9 protein-coding genes are annotated in these 17993 nt (G+C 48.5%); 4 read left to right on the forward strand and 5 right to left on the reverse strand.

Translation table 11 applies throughout. The features are described from left to right. Positions 1-2: 2 nt before the first annotated feature. Positions 3-1514: a Gfo/Idh/MocA family protein gene (locus ADIS_RS09355; RefSeq protein ID WP_010854218.1), complete on the reverse strand. Its 1512-nt coding sequence runs from the start codon at positions 1512-1514 to the stop codon at positions 3-5. Between the two features lie 278 nt (positions 1515-1792). Here ADIS_RS09355 and ADIS_RS09360 point away from each other — a divergent pair, with 278 nt between their 5' ends. Then, positions 1793-2500: a glycosyltransferase family 2 protein gene (locus ADIS_RS09360; protein ID WP_010854219.1), complete on the forward strand. Its 708-nt coding sequence runs from the start codon at positions 1793-1795 to the stop codon at positions 2498-2500. A gap of 129 nt (positions 2501-2629) precedes the next feature. Then, entirely contained in the window at positions 2630-3907 is a 1278-nt protein-coding gene (locus ADIS_RS09365) for an ADP-ribosylglycohydrolase family protein (RefSeq protein WP_010854220.1), read from the forward strand. Between the two features lie 104 nt (positions 3908-4011). Here ADIS_RS09365 and ADIS_RS09370 read toward each other — a convergent pair whose 3' ends face one another. Together ADIS_RS09370 and ADIS_RS09375 are read right to left on the reverse strand one after the other, a co-directional pair. After that, the gene (locus ADIS_RS09370) at positions 4012-5853 is read right to left on the reverse strand and encodes a RagB/SusD family nutrient uptake outer membrane protein (protein WP_155907335.1); all 1842 of its coding nucleotides are present in this window, start codon (positions 5851-5853) and stop codon (positions 4012-4014) included. A gap of 26 nt (positions 5854-5879) precedes the next feature. Beyond that, positions 5880-9026, reverse strand: a complete 3147-nt coding sequence (locus tag ADIS_RS09375) for a SusC/RagA family TonB-linked outer membrane protein (RefSeq protein ID WP_010854222.1) — start codon at positions 9024-9026, stop codon at positions 5880-5882. Between the two features lie 814 nt (positions 9027-9840). On the opposite strand from ADIS_RS09375, the gene ADIS_RS09380 reads away from it, so the two are divergent. Beyond that, a complete protein-coding gene (locus ADIS_RS09380) occupies positions 9841-13041 on the forward strand; it encodes a SusC/RagA family TonB-linked outer membrane protein (RefSeq protein WP_155907337.1) in 3201 nt (1066 codons plus the stop codon). Positions 13042-13081: 40 nt separating this feature from the next. After that, the gene (locus ADIS_RS09385) at positions 13082-14632 is read left to right on the forward strand and encodes a RagB/SusD family nutrient uptake outer membrane protein (RefSeq protein ID WP_010854224.1); all 1551 of its coding nucleotides are present in this window, start codon (positions 13082-13084) and stop codon (positions 14630-14632) included. Positions 14633-14833: 201 nt separating this feature from the next. Here ADIS_RS09385 and ADIS_RS09390 read toward each other — a convergent pair whose 3' ends face one another. Together ADIS_RS09390 and ADIS_RS23555 are read right to left on the reverse strand one after the other, a co-directional pair. After that, complete coding sequence (locus ADIS_RS09390; RefSeq protein WP_238325418.1) at positions 14834-15607, reverse strand: HmuY family protein; 774 nt, start codon at positions 15605-15607, stop codon at positions 14834-14836. Positions 15608-15626: 19 nt separating this feature from the next. Beyond that, positions 15627-17951 (reverse strand): TonB-dependent receptor plug domain-containing protein, encoded by a 2325-nt coding sequence (locus tag ADIS_RS23555; protein WP_035805404.1) that lies wholly within the window; start codon positions 17949-17951, stop codon positions 15627-15629. Between the last annotated feature and the right edge of the window lie 42 nt (positions 17952-17993).

Genomic DNA, 17993 nt, shown 5'->3' on the forward strand with positions numbered 1-17993 from the left:
TGCTAGGGCATAGGAGGCAGAGTCCAGCCTTCCCTGTAGGTATGCCGGATGTACTCCTTCGCGGCAGCCTCAGCATTCAGTTCAGCAACCTGTTTATCGAAAGACGGCTTGCCATTTTTGATTGAAAACCGGTCGCTTTGGATAACACGTAATTTGTCTGAGGAGTGGATGTTGCGAAACTGCATATTATCTCCGTCCCATTCCAATGTTTTATGGAGACCCTGAAGCCGGACAGCCAATACGCCTAGTAGGACCATCTCGTTAAAGGGGCCGGATACACCAAAATGAGAGCTTGCTTTTGTCCGGTTAGCAGGCGATTCCTTGCATGCCCGTATCCAATCCTGTTCATGGGGGCCATCCTTGTATCCTTTTGCATCGGGAATTCTGCGTAGGCTGGGAGTTACGTTCGGGATGCGCCCGGAAAGAAGGCGCTTGCCCACACCTCCGCATCCGCAGTATAGGGTATCTTTGCTGCCCACGAAAATACAGCCGCCCAGTCCGTCTGCCATCAGATCCACTCCGGAAGGCAGTAGGTCCGGTCGATAGGGCAGGAGTCCTCCGTCATACCAATAAACATCTACTTCGGGCAATAACCTGCCCATAGGATCTTTTCGCTCCGGAAAACGGAACTTCACCTGCTCTGCCTGTGGGGCGCTTTCCATGTTAATGGGGGATGAACTTCCCTCAATATGGGTAGGGTATCCCAAATGGAGGGAAAGATATACAGGATCCAGCACGTGGCAGGCCATATCCCCAAAGGCCCCGGTACCGAAATCCCACCATCCCCGCCAGTTCCACGGCGTATAGATTTCGTGAAAAGGGCGATAGGGTGCTGGGCCAAGAAACAGGTCCCAGTCCATGGTTGCTGGAATTGGCCTGGTTTCGGTCGGTCTTTCTAGGCCCTGCGGCCAAATGGGACGATTGGTCCATGCGTGTACTTCGCGTATCTCGCCAATTTCACCGTTCCAGATCCATTCACAAACCTCTTTGGCATCTATTCCCGAATTGCCCTGATTGCCCATTTGGGTGGCAACCGGATATCGTTCTGCCAGTTTGGTTAGCAACCTGGATTCATAGATGGAATGGGTAAGGGGTTTTTGGCAATACAGATGCTTTCCAAGGGTCATGGCATGTGCGGCAATGGCCGCATGGGTATGGTCTGCCGTCGCTACCATTACCGCATCGATGTCCTTGCCCATTTCGTCCAGCATGCGCCGCCAGTCTTTGTATTTTCTGGCGTTGGGGAAATCCGAAAAACAGCCCTCCGCCGTGTTCCAGTCCACATCACAGAGCGCGACGATGTTTTCACTCTTCATCGCGTTCAGATTGGGTCGGCCTTTTCCTCCTACACCTACCCCGGCAATATTCAGTTTGTCACTTGGAGGGGTGTGGCCCAACCCGCTTACCACGTGGCTGGGGACAATGTAGAAGGAAGCTAAGGTTGAGCTGCTCTTTTTCAGAAAGTTTCTTCGCTGGTCGCGCAGTTTCTGGGTCGGGTTTTTTTTTGGGTTCATCTGTCAATGATTGTTTTTCAGCGGCACTAATCCGTATCTTCGAATATCAGGGTAGTGTGGCTAGGTCCGGTTTTTGAGTTTTTTTCCCATGGTTTAGAGGTCACCTTCACCGACTGTCGTTTCAGCCGGATAGTACTAACCCCGTGGCGTGTACAAGGACTCCCCAAATTAAGCGGAAACCCTGTGATTTCCAATACGCGGCGAAAAAAGGGGGAATTGCATAAATGGTATGCGTGCTTCTAGCGTGAATACCTACTTTTAGGGCGAACATTGATGTTATGGAGAATTATTACAGCGGAAACCCGCCGATAGTGGATGTATTGATCCCGGCCGTTGACGAGGAAGAATCTATCGGTAAAGTGATCGCAGAGGTACCCCCGTTTGTACGGCGTATCGTCGTTGTCAACAACGGATCCCGTGATAGGACGGCAGAGGTAGCTGCCGAATCGGGTGCTTGGGTGGTAAATGAACCCAAAAAGGGGTATGGCCAAGCCTGTTTAACCGGTATAACCTATCTAAAGCAGCAGGAGGTGGCTCCCGATATATTGGTTTTTTTGGATGGAGACTACAGTGATTTTCCCGAGCAACTTTTCGAGGTAATTCATCCCATTTTGATGGAAGGAAAGGATCTCGTGATCGGTTCCAGGGCACTGGGTACAAAAGAGGCCGGATCTATGACCTTCCCGCAGGTGTTTGGCAACTGGCTTTCTATTACACTGATGCGGTGGATCTATGGCACAGCCTACACCGATTTGGGTCCTTTTCGTGCCATCCGATGGCAATCACTTTTGGAACTGGGCATGGAAGACCGAAGCTATGGCTGGACGATCGAGATGCAGATCAAGGCAGCGAAGAAGGGAATGAAGGCCGCGGAGGTACCTGTGAATTACAGGAGGCGGATAGGCGTTTCGAAGGTCAGTGGTACGGTGAGGGGAGTGTTTGGTGCGGGTTACAAGATATTGTGGACGATTTGGAAGTACCGGTAACGAAAACAACTGGATTCGCAGGTTCTCACCGCTTTTTTGTTGAATTCATTAGGATATTTACATAGATTTGGTGTAGCTATCTGTATTTTTTCACAGAAGTTTTTAAACCATTAACCTATAAACCTTGTAATGATAACCTCTATAAGAAGAAATCTGTTTTTTTTATTTTATTGTTTGTGCTTATTGAGTTTTGTCCAAGTATCTGCACAGACCGAGCGGCGTATTCCCCTTTCAGATTTCAGGGATAAATTGTTTGGTTATTGGAACGGGCAATTGGTAGGCAATTATCTGGGTTTTCCTTTTGAAAACCTGTATGATGAGGAACCCTTGCCATTATTTGTTGACCGTTACTACACGTTTGAAGATGCCGAAAGGCATGGGTTGCGAATGAATTTAAACGATCGAAGAGCCTACATACATATTATGGCAGATGCCTTGGGTGGCGCATGGAGTGATGACGATACCGACATAGAACTTGTAATGCTTCATGGATTGGAGGAGTATGGATTGGATATGACCTACGAACAAGTAGCAGATTTGCGGAAAAAACATGTTAATCGGTTTATTTGGGCCTCCAATGCTAGGGTGAGGGAGCTATTACACAAAGGTGAGATGCCTCCGCAGACGGGCAGCAAAGAAAAAAATGACTGGTGGTATGGGATTACCTCCCATTTAATCAATGAAATATGGGGTGTTGTATATCCGGGAATGATCCAAATGGCCGCGCAAAAGTCGGAGTGGGGCGCGAAGATTACGAATGATGATTGGGCTACCCACCCAACTATCCTTTATGGATCGATGTTTAGTGCTGCTTTTTTTGAAAATGATATAAAACGGTTATTGTCCATCGGACTGGCTTCATTGCCACCTGAAAGCCCGTTTAAAAAAGGAGTACACAACGTAATGGCATGGGCCGAGCAAGAGGAGGATTGGAAGGATTGTCGCAAAAAGATACACGACGCTTATTTTGAGGAGGTTGAGGGCTTCAAAATTCCTTTTCCTATGATGGGTTCAATGGTGAATGGACTAAATGGTGTAATGGCTCTTCTCTATGGAAATGGTGACTTTGAAAGGACGCTGGGGATTGCGGTTTCGACCGGTTATGATTGTGACAACCAAGCGGCTACCTTGGGCGGGCTGCTCGGAGTGATACACGGAGGTGCGGCCATACCGGAGAGATTCACCCATAATCTGCCGTCTCGTGGAAGATGGCAAAAGCCCTTCAATGACACCTACATTAATTATTCGAGGGATTTACTGCCAAACTACTATAGGATAAGTGACATCGTCGAACGAATCATGGGAGTAGCACAATCAGCCATCATCGTTCATGGTGGAAGGGTGGAGGAGGTGAATGGGGAATCCTATTTCGTAGTTAGTTCCGATATAGATGATTATACTCAGTAGGCTTTATAAAACACGTTACAATGGCACAATCTGTACCTAGTGAGTCAAAAAAAGCCGGAGCAAAACGCTCCGGCTTTTTAAATTCGTTGAACTATAGACAAGGATCAGTTACCTGGATCTTCGATGGTAGTCAATGCTGGTACGTTGTTTTCAAACCCGGTATACCCCTTGTTTTGGTTGATAACACCCAAGGTGTTTGCGTTGATGGCGTCGGCCGGAATTGGCCAAAGCACGTGATACGGACTCATGGTATAGGTATCTCCGTGTCGAGTAAACACCCCTTTGTTGTAATAGTCTGTGACTGACATGATGCGGTCATAGTAGTAGTTGTCCTCGGAGAAGCTGGCGCGGTTATAGGTCTTGCCATTGGGTGCCTGAATGCCTGTTTTGGCATAAAGAAACGCTATGCGGGTAAGTTCCGTGTTTCGGGGTTCTTCGTAATAAAGCTCCCTCGCCCGCTCGTCCAGCACCGTGGACATGGTAACCTGTTCGGGTGAGTAGGGGGCTGCCCCCGCACGGGTTCTTACCGCATTGATGTCAGCGGCAGCGGCAGCGGCATTTCCTTTCCACATATGTGCTTCAGCCCTCAACAAATACGTTTCGGCCAATCGGAATATGTACCAATCGCTGTGTCCCCCTGCGGGTCTGATATTTTGTGGTTGGGGAACAAACACCTTGTAATGAGGCCATGAGAACCAGCTACGGATGGTGTCTACCACCAGCACTTGTCCCTGTGCATTTCGGAATTGAAGAGGTTTGCCATAGTAATCGTCTATCCCTTTAATGCCGGGATTGTTGTATACCAAGTCCTCCATGTTCATCCAGTTTCCGGGTGCATGGCGCAGGTCGTTTTCGTCGTCCCAGATCATGCTTTGGTGATACCAAGTCGCCCGAAGTCGCCCGATACCACGACCGTAATTGGTCACGTGGTCAAATTCGATTCCCGGCTGGTCTATGGTACCGCGATTGCCATTGGGCGTATTTATGTTGGTGATCCAAAACGGTACAGCTTGTCGCATTGACGACATACCTCCCGAGTTCCCGTCCGTATCGATTCTATCCATTACCATCAGGATTGCTTCCCTGTTCGTACTTAGCGACTTATTCTCTGGACGGTGAAGGTCCCAGACTACGTTTTTTCCGGGATAGCTGGAAATAGCCCCAAATCGTTCGGTCATCAGGGCATATTGCCCACCGTTGATTAGCCTGGACGCTGAAGCGATGGCGTCATCGAACTCACCTAACGCTAGGTTTACTTTGGTAAGCAGGTGTTGAACGGCACCCTTCTGCACCTGACCTCGATCCATCACCTCTGGTACCCAAGGTTCTGCCCATTCCAGGTCTTGTTTCATCTTGCGAAGGATGACCTCTCTATCTGTCGAATAGAAATCCAGTCTTGGCTCCGTAATTTCCCGAAGGATCAACGGTACATCCCCAAACTGATTGGTAAGTCGGTAATAACGGAGAGCACGATGAAAATAGGCAGTTCCCAAAATGTGGTTACGCTCTGCTTCGGAGGCGTAATCGGTAGGGTCATTGATCCGAGAGATAACGGTGTTCGCATATTTGATTCCATTATAACCCTCTAACCAATACCATCCAATTCGGTTAAAATCCGCGCTGTTTAGGTTGGCATCCGGCGTGATCAACAGGTTCAAATCCTGTGCGGGGCCTGATTTATCGGTGGTTCCTTCCACGGCGACTTCGGTGAATATATGTTCGGTCAAAATGGGAGGCCCGTCACCAGTGTACTCATGGCGCATATTGCGCTCACAGGCTACCAATGCACCCCACAAGCCACTTGCCGAGTTGAAAGTGTTTTCCGGCGCATAGAAGGAAAGGGGCCTAGGCGTAAGCCAATCGTCGTCGCAGGATGGGGCCATCACCAGTACGATCAACCCCATTACCCAATGTATACAATTCTTATATGTTAGTTGATTCTTCATGACTCAATTATTTTGGTTTCCATTAGTTAAAGGGTGATGTCCAGTCCCAGAGTGAATATTCTTGGGGTGGGGGCACCGGTTTCTGGATCCCAGAAGTTAAATTCAGGCGCAAAGAAGCCTACGTTTCTGATGTTTCCGTAAAGCCTCAAGTTTTGGATGCTAAATTGATTCACGATTTTACGTGGTACCGTGTAGGCCATCGCCACGTTTTCAAATCGGATAAAGGATCGCTTAACATACACGTTTAATGGACTGGAACCGCCTTGGCTGGAGTATAACCTAGCCCATTCGTTGTTTGGATTATCCTCTGTCCAATAAGGGGTGCGGTACGAATTTGATCGGTCCAGGAAGCCCTGACGGTTTTGTCGCTGGTTGAAGGTTCCCATGTGGCCCCAATAGGCATACGCCATAAAGGAAACGTCGAAGTTGTTGAACAACTTGAATTCGTTTCGCAAGCTCCAACGAGACCTAGGCTCCGTAAATCCCAGAAACTGTCGATCGGCATTGGTAAATCGGCCATCCCCATCCACGTCCTCTACTTTGAAGTCACCTGGTCTGACACCATACTCAGCGGCCTGTGCGGCTTCGGCGGTTTGCCAAATACCCAGCGTTCGATAGTCCCAGATCTGATCGATTGCCCTGCCTATAAACCAACGGTTTCCGATATCGTCCAACTCTCGGCCATTTTCATCCAAGTCGCCATAAAGGCTTACGATTTGGTTTCGGTTCATTTGGAAATTAAGATTGGATCGCCAGGTGAGGTTGGAACGGTTGAGGTTTAATGAGTTTAGGGTCAGTTCCACGCCCCGGTTCCTAACCTCACCCAGGTTATCCATCACAAAATCAAAACCCGTCACAGTCGGAAGGCTTCGCTGCACCAACAAATCGGTGGTAGACATGTCGTACACTTCCAAGGATCCATCCAGCACACTGCTAAACAAGGAAAAATCCAATCCGAGATTGACTGAGGTGGTTCGCTCCCAGCGTAGATTTCTGTTTTCCATCGTACCCACAAACAGCTGGCTTACGAAATAGAGTTGTCCATTGGGGCGTTGGTAGAAGTACTTTCCGGTTCGCAGATCTGACAAGGCCGCATACCTGCCAATGTCCCGGTTACCATTACTGCCCCAGGAGGCACGAATCTTACCGTAGTCCAACCAAGGGATATCAATGAAATCCTCATCGGTAAACAGCCAGGCAAAGGCTGCTGATGCAAACGTGGCGTGAGGATTACTTTGACCAAATGCCGAGTAGCCGTCCCTTCTAACAGATACCGTAGTCACGTACTTGTCATTGAACGAATAGATCATCCGGCCCATTAATGCATCTGCCGTATGGTATTCGTCATTGCTGGAGATAATGGGGTTGATACCTGCGCCTATGTTATGGAAACCCAAACGGTCGTGCGGCTCGAACCCATTATTGGTCATGGTGTTGTCCCAGCTTTGGAATTTCTCCGCGTTGGCGAGGAAAGTGAAGTCAAAATTGTGGATATCCTTGATGCTTTTATTCCAACTCAAAATGTTATCCACCTGCCAGAAGTATACCTTTCGCTGTTGCCTACTTGCCCGGCCTCCCATAGGGGCAAAGTCCTGGTGTTGGGCGGATTCATGATTGTAGCGTTCGTAAAACTCATACCGAGGGGTGAAATTGGTTCTAAATTTGAATCCTAGCGGCAGATCGATGGCTGCATACAAGGTAGAGTTGATGGTGGTCTCTTTTTGGAGGCGGTTTGTATATCCCGGCGTATAGTAGGGATGACGACCCCCGCTGACCTCCTCATTGGGCATAAAACGAAGGCTTCCATCCTCCCGGAAGGGCTCTGCCCATGGCGAAAGGTTTACTAGGTTGCCCCAGGCAACGGGAACCTGGCTTTCGTCCCGATCGGCGAATTGCGTGTTCATGCCCACGGTCAGCCATTTGTTGACCTTTCCCTCAACGTTCAAACGGCTTCGAATCGTTGTAAACTTGTCACCTACGATAAGTCCGTCGTTATCCAGATACCCCATAGACCAGTAGTATTGGAAATCCTCGCCCCGGCCGGCAAGGCTTACGGTATGGTCTTGGCGAAGTCCATTCTGGAACATCATGCTATACCAGTCGGTTTCCTGTCCCCGCTTGTAGTTGGCTATTTCGAGTGGCTGCAAGTTCAGACGCTGTAGCCATACCGTCTCAGGGTCACCTTCTGATCCGTCGTAGCTAAGCCAGGTTTGTAGGGAGATGTCAGAGGGTAGGGTGTTTGGGTTGGAAAAGCGATAGGGCTCGTATCCGCCGGCAAAGATGGATTTCATCACGTCTTCACGCCATGAAAGGAAGCCTTCGCCGTCATACACGCGCTCGTGTTTGGCCATGCCCTGAGTGCCCCAGTTGGTATTGATTTTGATGGTGGGTTTGCCCAGTGTACCGCGCTTAGTGGTAATTAGAATAACGCCATTTGCTGCTTTTGCCCCGAATACAGCGGCCGAGGAAGCATCCTTCAACACGTCCAATGTCTCAATGTCGTTCGGATTGATATCCGCGAGCTGACCATAATAGATAGCTCCATCCAGCACGATCAACGGGCTGCCACCGGCATTTAGGGACGTCCGTCCCCTTACTTCCAGGCTTCCGCCGCCCTTGGCCGATGTGTTTAAACCTACGTTAAGGCCGGCGGCATTTCCTCTGAGGATATCCTGTACCGAATTAGGGTTTTCATTTTCCAACCGGGTGGCCGTTACCGAGGAAACTGCTCCGGTAAGGTCTCGCTTTCGGGCCGTACCGTAACCGATTACAACCACCTCTTCCAGCGAGGCCATATCGGCGAGGAGCGTAATGTTCAGTTCGCTCTGATTGGTTATTTGGATAACTTGGGTGATAAAGCCTACATAGGAAACCGTCACCTGGGATCCTTCCGGCACGGTTAGGCTGTATTTGCCGTCAATGTCAGTAACTGTACCAACGCCTGTGCCGGCGATGAACAAGGTAACGCCCGGAATTGGTTCACCTCCCTCATCGACCACAATTCCCCTTATGGTTACATCGACTTCGTTTAGCGTATTTACGGTGGTGATTGTCGCTGCAAGTCCACCGGTGGCTGCACTCGATCCCGTGTAGCAAAATGCTAGGGCAAGGGTACTCGAAAATAAAACCATGCCATTCTTGGCCCAGTTTAGTTTAGGTATGAGTTGTTTCATAAATTTTGAGTTTATTGATAATAATAAAATTTTAAATTAATTTTTTACTTTCTTGTTGTCCATAGGCAGTTGATTAATAGATGTTTAAATGTTTGTTTTTTGCTCAAAACCAAAGCTTAGGCATTTAATATTAAACATACATACCTAAACATGCAACCGATTTCATAAAAATTTAATTGTTAACAAATTAGTTAAAAACTATTAAAAAATTAATAATTTAGGAATTTTCGGTATAATATATCTTATTTGAAAAAAAACATGGCGGAATTCTGCCTGCTTTTATCAAATTTTCACCTACTGCCGAATTAAATTTTAATTTCCTTTGCCATAAAAAAAACCGCTGGATTCTTTTAAAATTACACGAGCGGATAATCCGGTATTTTATTCAAACTACCAACCTTCCTGCTTGTCAGTCCATTCTGCATTTTCTTCTATAAATGGTAACAAAAATTTTTTTTCAAGACTTGATTTATTTGATTCAAATATTTTATCTTTATGAAAAAATAAAGAAGTCTATTTTATAAATATTTCGTTTCTAAAATAATATTTTATAAGGATTTGTATTGACAGAATATGTCGATCTTTACATTCTGTTTCTTAAATTAAACCCAAAATCACATGAAAACCATCGATTCCAGCTAGTAATGCTGCTCCAAGAAACATTATTTTTGAACCCAAATTTTAAAAAACCATCAACAAGTATCCCAAATAACTGATTTGTGAGTTTCTACAATGTTTTTAAACTAACATTCATTTTTTGAAACCCCGCCAAGCCAGCATTTTCGAAGGCTGTTGATACAGACCCTACAATCAAATGTTTACAAATTTACTCACGCCCACGCGTAGGTGGGCTATGGGCATGCTGGCATCCGGATGTTTGCTGGCAGGCCAAATGACGGATGCACGGGCTTGGTCCCCCATCCTCGAAGCGATTCCAACGGTGAATAAATCCGCGTTTGATGTCACCGTAAGAGGAAAAATCACCGATGAAAACAACGATCCGTTGCCGGGAGCCACCATCTCGGTACAGGGAACTTCCCGCGGAACGGTGTCCGATATAGACGGCGAGTTTTCGATTCAGGTGCCGGAAAATTCCAACCTCGTTATTTCATTTATCGGGTACGAAACCCAAACCATCCGTATCACCAACCAAACGGTACTATCTGTTCGCATGAAGCAGGATGCCTCGGCGATGGAGGAAGTGGTCGTGATCGGTTACGGTACGCAGCGAAAATCAGACCTTACAGGTTCGGTTGGTTCAGTCGGTGCGCAGGAACTCAGCGAGCGCCCAGCGCCCTCTTTGAACCAGGCATTGGCGGGCAGAGTGGCCGGCGTACAGGTAAATACCAACTCAGGACGTCCTGGAGGAAGGACCAACGTACGGATTCGGGGCTTTAGCTCCATCAATTCCTCGAACAACCCGCTCTATGTGGTGGATGGTGTGATGCTTCCCATGGGTACCATGGACCAAGCCAGTAACCCCATTGACTACATCAACCCCAACGATATCGTCTCGGTAGAGGTGCTGAAGGACGCCTCCTCCACCGCGATCTACGGATCCAGGGGTGCAAACGGGGTCATCTTGGTGACCACCAAGAAGGGAAAAGCTGGGGAGGGAACCGTTACCTACAACGTGGACTTCAGCGTCAACACGATCGGGCCAAACCGGCCGGAAGTCTTGAATGCCAAAGAATACTTGGAGGTAGAAGATCTAGCCTGGCGGAATATGGCCAAATACGATCCGGAGGGATGGGCCGCAGGCAGATGGGCCTACTTGAATCCAGCGCTTCGCAGGACAGACCCCCGTATTTTCGACGCAAATGGAAACCCCAAATACGACACGGACTGGTACAAAGAAACCACCCAAAACAAGATTTCCCAGAACCATCAGCTAGGATTTACCGGTGGAAATGAACGTACCACGTACTCTCTATCCTTGGGATACAGGGATGATCAGGGACTTTTGAAAACCTCCTACCTGACAAGGTACTCCACCCGTTTTACCATAGACGATCAGGTCAAATCCTGGCTTAATATCGGGGGAACGATCAGTTATAACAATCAGGAGGAAAACCTGGTAGACGTGTCGGACGCCGTACCCCGTCAGATCGTGGAAGACTTCCCCTTTATGCCGGTGAGGTATGAGGACGGGACCTTTGCCAACAACCGGGATTATCCATTTGCAGAAGGAACCATGAGTTCCATGCACCGACTGTACGGTAGAAGGTATGTGCTGAATACACAGACGACGTTGGGCAGTGCCTATACCAATATCAAATTTGCGGAGGGATTGGAGATGCGCACCGTATTGGGCGTAAACATCATGACCCAGGAAAATAGCCAGTCCAGTACCCGTACGCTTTCCATCGCTCAGAACGGAACGGCCTCTAAAAGCATGCGAAGGGATAGTTTTTGGTCATTGGAAAACTACCTGACCTATAACAAAACCTTTGCAGAAAGACATGCATTTACCGGTCTGCTTGGGATTTCATGGCAGGAAAACACACTCACTTCCATGAGTGCGAGTATCCAAAATTTCGCCACAGACTTCTTTACGTTTGACAACCTGGGTGCAGGTTCGCAGCTGCCTAGGGTAGGTTCCGGTGCATCCAGACATGCATTGAGTTCTTATTTTGCAAGGGTCAATTACAGTTTGGACGGAAAATACCTGTTTACGGCTACGGGTAGGGCAGATGGTGCCTCCAAATTTGGGGAAAACAACAAATTTGCATTCTTCCCTTCCACAGCTGTCGCATGGAGACTTTCCGAAGAAGGTTTCTTAAAAGGCAACGCGACAGTGTCCAATCTGAAGTTGAGGGCCAGTTATGGATTGACAGGCAACTCCGAGATCCCTCCATACTCTTCACTCGCGCTTCTTAGCTCTAACTATTCCGCCATCTACAATGAATCCCAAGTGGGAGGTACCGGTATCAACCGATTGGCCAACCCGAACCTAAAATGGGAAAAGACGGCACAAAGCGATATTGGTATCGAATTGGGCTTATTTCAAAACAGGATAACCATAGAGATGGACTACTATTACCGTAAGACAACCGACATGCTGTTGGATTCTCCGGTACCAAGAACCAGTGGCTACGCTACGATCCGAAGCAACGTAGGCTCCATGCAGAATAAGGGGATTGAGTTTACCCTCAACACCGTAAACGTAGAAAAAGGTGATTTCACCTGGAGTACTTCCTTCAACTTGTCTGCAAACCGAAACAAAGTGCTTTCATTGGCAACACCTGCCGATATCTTTGGCGTGGGAGGGCCTAACTTCACCAACCAGACCAATATCATCCGGGTAGGGGAGCCTGTTGGGTCTTTCTGGGGCTTGGTGCGCCTAGGTACCTGGAGTGAAGCAGAACGCGATGAGGCCGCTGAATTCGTGAGCTACCGAAATGGGCTTACCATCCTGCCAGGGGATATCAAATACCTAGACGTGAACGGTGACAAAGCGATCAATGATTCCGACCGTATGATCATCGGGAACGGAAACCCAAATATGTGGGGTGCCATGAACAACAACATCCGGTTTAGGAACTGGGATTTTACGTTGGAATTTCAGTATATGTATGGCAATGATCTGCTGGATATGAACCTTCACCCTAGTGAAGACCGACAGGCCTTGGCCAATAGCTACCGTACCGTTCTAAATGCCTGGACACCCACCAACCAAAACACGCCAATCGCCGAGATCCGTGATACACGTGCAGGATATGTTACCAACGTGGATTCCCATTGGGTAAAGGATGCTTCTTTTCTTCGTGGCAGAAATGTGTTAATAGGATATACCTTCCCCGCGGCAGTAGCCAACAGCATCAAGCTTACCAGGCTACGGGTATATACTACCGCACAGAACTTCTTCCTACTTACGGGCAAAGACATCATCGGAGATCCCGAAGTAGCACCCATACGTGGTGGAGACGGGAACAACGTGTTCTCACAAGGCATGAACTGGCATGCGTATCCGAAGCCTACCACGTATATGCTGGGCCTTCAGGTAACCTTGTAAAAGTACGGTTTAACCCTTAACGATTGAAAAAATGAATTTAATGAACCTATATAAAGGTGCTGCGTACCTATTGGTAGGAGCTACCTTGACCACAGCGATCGGATGCTCGGACTTTCTGAAAGAGGAGGATCCATCTAACCTTACCCCGGATTCGTTTTATACCATTCCCGACCATGCGGAGGCTGCCTTGGCGTCCGTTTATGCCGATATGCGGTTTTTTGGGACGGATGGCGGAATTTTCTCCTCTACCTGGCAGTTATTGGAAGCGCCAACGGGTACCTCTACCACCGAGACAGCCCAAAATTCCGATTTGAACAATCTCTACGGACTCATCTATGATGGTCGTACGCAGCATGTGATCAACTGGTGGAACGGACTTTACAAAGTCATTGCCCAGGCCAATATGGTTTTGGACCGAGTACCGGGCATTACTCCCATGAACGAAAACCAAAAGAAGAAGATTTTGGGCGAAGCAAGGTTCCTGCGCGCTTGGGCTTACTTCTATGCGGTTCGACTTTGGGGAAATGTACCGCTGATAACGGCTCCCCAAACAGCAAGCTCGGAGGATTTCCGACCTTCTCCAGCCCCCCAAGAACAGGTGTATGAGCTGATTGTCGAGGATTTGTTGGCCGCAGAGGCCGCAGGCCTACCATGGATGGACCATAGTGGACGGATATCCTTGGCGGCGGTAAAGTCCCAATTGGCTAAGGTATACCTAACCATGGCGGGTTTCCCGTTGAGCAGAGGTAATCAGTATTACCAGTTGGCCGCCAATAAGTCCCTGGAGGTAATCGAATATGCCAACGGTAATCCGGGTTCCATCAACCTATACCCGAATTACGGAGACCTTCACAATGAAAACAACGGCAACCGGTTGGAGCACCTTTTTATGATCCAATACAACGTGATTGTGGCAGGAAACCCCATGAACAATATGTTTCCGAACTTCAAGCCGGTAACGTTTCAGGGTCCCTCGGGAACTGGTAGTACCGTTCCTACGATCGAATTCTACAATTCCTACGAGCCGGGTGATAGAAGAGTGATCAACCAGGAAGGCTTCTTCTACACTAGTTACTTTACGAACGGAAGCGGTGCCCCCTTTGATTTGGGTGCTCCCTACATATTCAAGCACTTTAACCGGGCAGCCCTCGGTACCTTCGGGGTTCCCGGCAACCGTGCCAACAACCTGAACGTTCCGCTGATCCGCTATGCCGAGGTATTGCTTATGTATGCCGAGGCGCAAAATGAGGTGGGTGGGCCCAATGCACTGGCCCACGCAAGCCTAAAGCGCATCCGGGACCGTGCCAGATTGGAAACCCCTGCACTGGGTGAATTCAATGCAAACAGCTTCCGGGAGGCCGTTTGGAGAGAACGCTGGCATGAGTTGTGTTACGAGCAGATTACCTGGTTTGATATGATCCGACTCAGGAAGGTGTATAACGAGCTGACCAATGGCTTCGACAATTTCGTGGGACACGTTAACCTTAGCTCTAATCAGCCGCTACGTAACATGCACCTACTGATGCCTTATCCACTGCCTGAGATGCAGAACAACCCCAATTTGACTCCCCAGAATCCGGACTATCCGTAAAAAAGGGACGAACTAGGATAAAAGTAAAAAAGCGGTCGAATTTCGACCGCTTTTTCATCTGTCTATAATTGTTTTTTAGCGGTCACAACTTGTGCCGGTTTATCGGGATGGAATGCCCCATTATTATCATTCCGTTGCGTGGCATTCATTGGGCATAAAGTTTTCCTAAATGCTCAGGGGAGAACAACCATAAATTGCCCGCTAGAAAGTTTTTGACCCATTAGGCTGTAGAACGTATCTAAAAGAATAGTATGGACTTGGAGTTGTAAGGCCATTTACTTCAGCCAATGGTGGATTATCCCGGTAGTAGGAAAGAATCTCAACTTTTGCATAGTTACCTGCATTGGTTTTAAACAACAAAACCCTTCCCGGTATGGGACTTACGATATGAGTTTGAAAATTATAGTTGTACCACCCGTTGCCGGATCCCGAGGGAATCGCCAATCCTTCCGGGCCATCGCTTACAAAGGTAGCGGATGACGGAACAACTTCTATTTCGTCAAAGATAGCGGAAACAACCGCTCCCTGTGCGTTACCGGATCCGCTGATGCCACCGTTTACGATAATGGTCGTTCCTTTGAACCCGATATCCCAATTGCCACTTTGGCTTTCTACCAATTGGTTATTTTCAAGGCTGAAATAGCGGAATGGCCGTGTTTCTGTGATCTCACCGGTGCTCCGGTCAATGAGGTCGTTTGGCGCATGGATGTTTTCCACCAAAACGGCTTGCAGAGGAAGGGAAGGGGCGTTGTCGTCATTGCTGTTGCAACCGGCCATAAAGGCTACTAGCACGAAACTGGAGAGTGAGGAAATCATTTTTTTCATCTGTCTATACTTGTTTTTTTTTGTGATCATACTTTGTCCCGAAACTGCGGGGAAATCCCTGTCTACCTGCAGACAGCATTGCTGATAGTCATCCCCGCGTGTGACGTCTACGGCATGCCCGTCCGCCCACGGTGGGCTTGATTTAATCATATATAGAAATTTATTGTTTTCAGTTGTTTTTGACCAGTTGATGAAGGGGGATCCGGGCTCCCGCAAATAGCGTCCTTCCCGGATTGGTCGGATCGAACGTATTTAGTTGATTCAAAAGATTGGTTCCGCCTAGTTCCAGGGTTAGGCCGTTTGATAGGGTTTTGTGCAGCGTTATATTCCAAGCTGTCAGGCCCCTTGCATATTCTGAAGGGTCATCCAAAATCATGTTCCCATTCAGGTCTCCGAATCCAAATCGGCCCCGGTAGATACCCCTTAGCGCTACGTGTATGTCCGTATGCTGTTCTCGGTAGTTTACCTTTATATTTCCGCTGTGTCGGCTTCTGTTAAAAAGGCCTCCATAATCGGCACGTGTTACCCGTCGTGTTCGGTTTTGGGCATCACGGGTAAATAATTCGCCATTTGATATTTTCGCTACTACGTCCAAGTCTTGGGCATCCAAAAACATGTAGCCAAGGGATAGCTGAAGGCTTGCGGATAGCCGGTAGTTCCAGTCTACTTCAAGTCCACGCGTTACCACGCTGGCTACGTTTAAGTAGGAGAAGGCGTTCTGTCCGGAGGTGAGTCTGGCTACCGGTGCGGTCTCTATTAGGTTTGTGATGTGGTTGAGGAAGAAGTTTCCTGTAAATAACAAATCCTTATGTATGTTCCATCGGAACCCGGTATTGACAGCGCGTGAGGTTTCCGCTTCCAACGCCCCAAACTGGCCGGGTTCCAGCAGAATTTGCTGCACCAATCCTTGGGACTGTAGGCGTTGGATGCCATCTTGGACCAAATTGGCACCAAAAACATAATATCCCGATGAGGCATTGTTGAAATTCAACAACAACTGGCGGAAATCAGGTGCCTTGAACCCCGCTCCTATCGAGGCCTGCCAGCGAAACTTCCCATTAAAGGCATACATGGCGGATACTTTCGGACTAACCTGCCGACCATACTGGCTATGGATGTCGGCACGGATCCCGGACACGAGATTCCACTTTTCGGTCGGATCCCACTGATGTTGCAGAAACATATAACCGGCATCAAAGCGGTTTTTATCGTCGTATCTAGTAGCGTCTACTGACTCTATCAGGTGGCCCAATCCAAGGGTGAGCAACTGTTTTTTGGCTAGTTGATGGTCTATTTGCAGCTCAGACCGATGGTATTGTTGGCGGAAATCCTGACGGTCTAGCAAGGAGTCGTCTTCCTGGAACAGGGAGAGCATTTCGGTTTCAAATACAGAGCTCATGGTCCGCAGGGTCAGTAGCCAATGTTCATTGGGACGGAAGCTAACGGTAGGGTTGAGGTTAAGGTCGTTCCGTTGCCCCTGCATGTCCACGAGCCGCTGATTAGATCCTTCCCTTACTTCCATTGCATTGGTCGAGTTTTCGCGGTAAAGGCGGGAATAAACCTTTATATCCCATTTGTTGGATTTTCTGCCGATTTTGACCTGTCCGGTATTGGCCTGAAAGGGGCTTTGCGTCATGCCCACCACTTCTGGGGTGAGGTCAAATCCGTCGGTAGCGTAGTGGTTGATATACGCGTAGACACTCCAGTCGCTTTTGGTAAGGCCGAGATCGGCACTGACATCGCTGGTATTGAACGACCGAAACCGGGCATCAAGGTTGGCGGAAACAACGTGTTGGCTGCTTTTGGTGATGATATTGATCACGCCCGCCATGGCTTCGCTGCCGTAGATAGCACTGGAGGGCCCCCGAAGAACTTCTATGCGCTCGATATTGGAAACTGCGAGTCGGTCTAGGTCGAAGGTGCCTGCTGTTCGCCCCACCAGAGGTTCACCATCCAGCAAAATCAGGATATAGTCGGAAGATAACCCCTGCATTTGGAGGCCTGCACCATGGTCGGCAATCACTTGTAGGCCGGTTTGCTCTCGGAGCACCTCCGAAAGGCGCATGCCTCCTGTCTCCTGAATTTGGCTTTTTCCGATGATCGTAACCGGCATAGGTAGATTTTCCAGACTGCGATCTGTTCGGGTGGCCGAAACGACTATTTCATTCAGCTGGCCGACTCTTTCGTTGAGGTTTATCGCCGACACTGACCTTAGGTCTTTGAGTTGGACCTTCAAGGGATCGTAACCCATGGCAGTTATTTCAACCCAACTCGCTGGATCCAGGTGGTCGGGTAACTCAAAGCTGCCATCTGCTGAAACCTTAATCATTTCAATCGTTTCGCTGCCTTCAATACGTATGATGGCATGAGGGATGGGATTTCCACCCCGATCTCTCAGCACGATAGGGTAGTCCGAAATCGCCCATACCTCAAGCCCGGCAAAGAAAACCAGGCAGAATACGCCTTTGATTATAATAAGCCTACTTCTATTCATAAGGTAAAATTTAATCCTGGCGGGTAAGTCCACCGGGAGGAA

The organism is Lunatimonas lonarensis (assembly GCF_000390185.1).
GTDB lineage: Bacteria > Bacteroidota > Bacteroidia > Cytophagales > Cyclobacteriaceae > Lunatimonas > Lunatimonas lonarensis.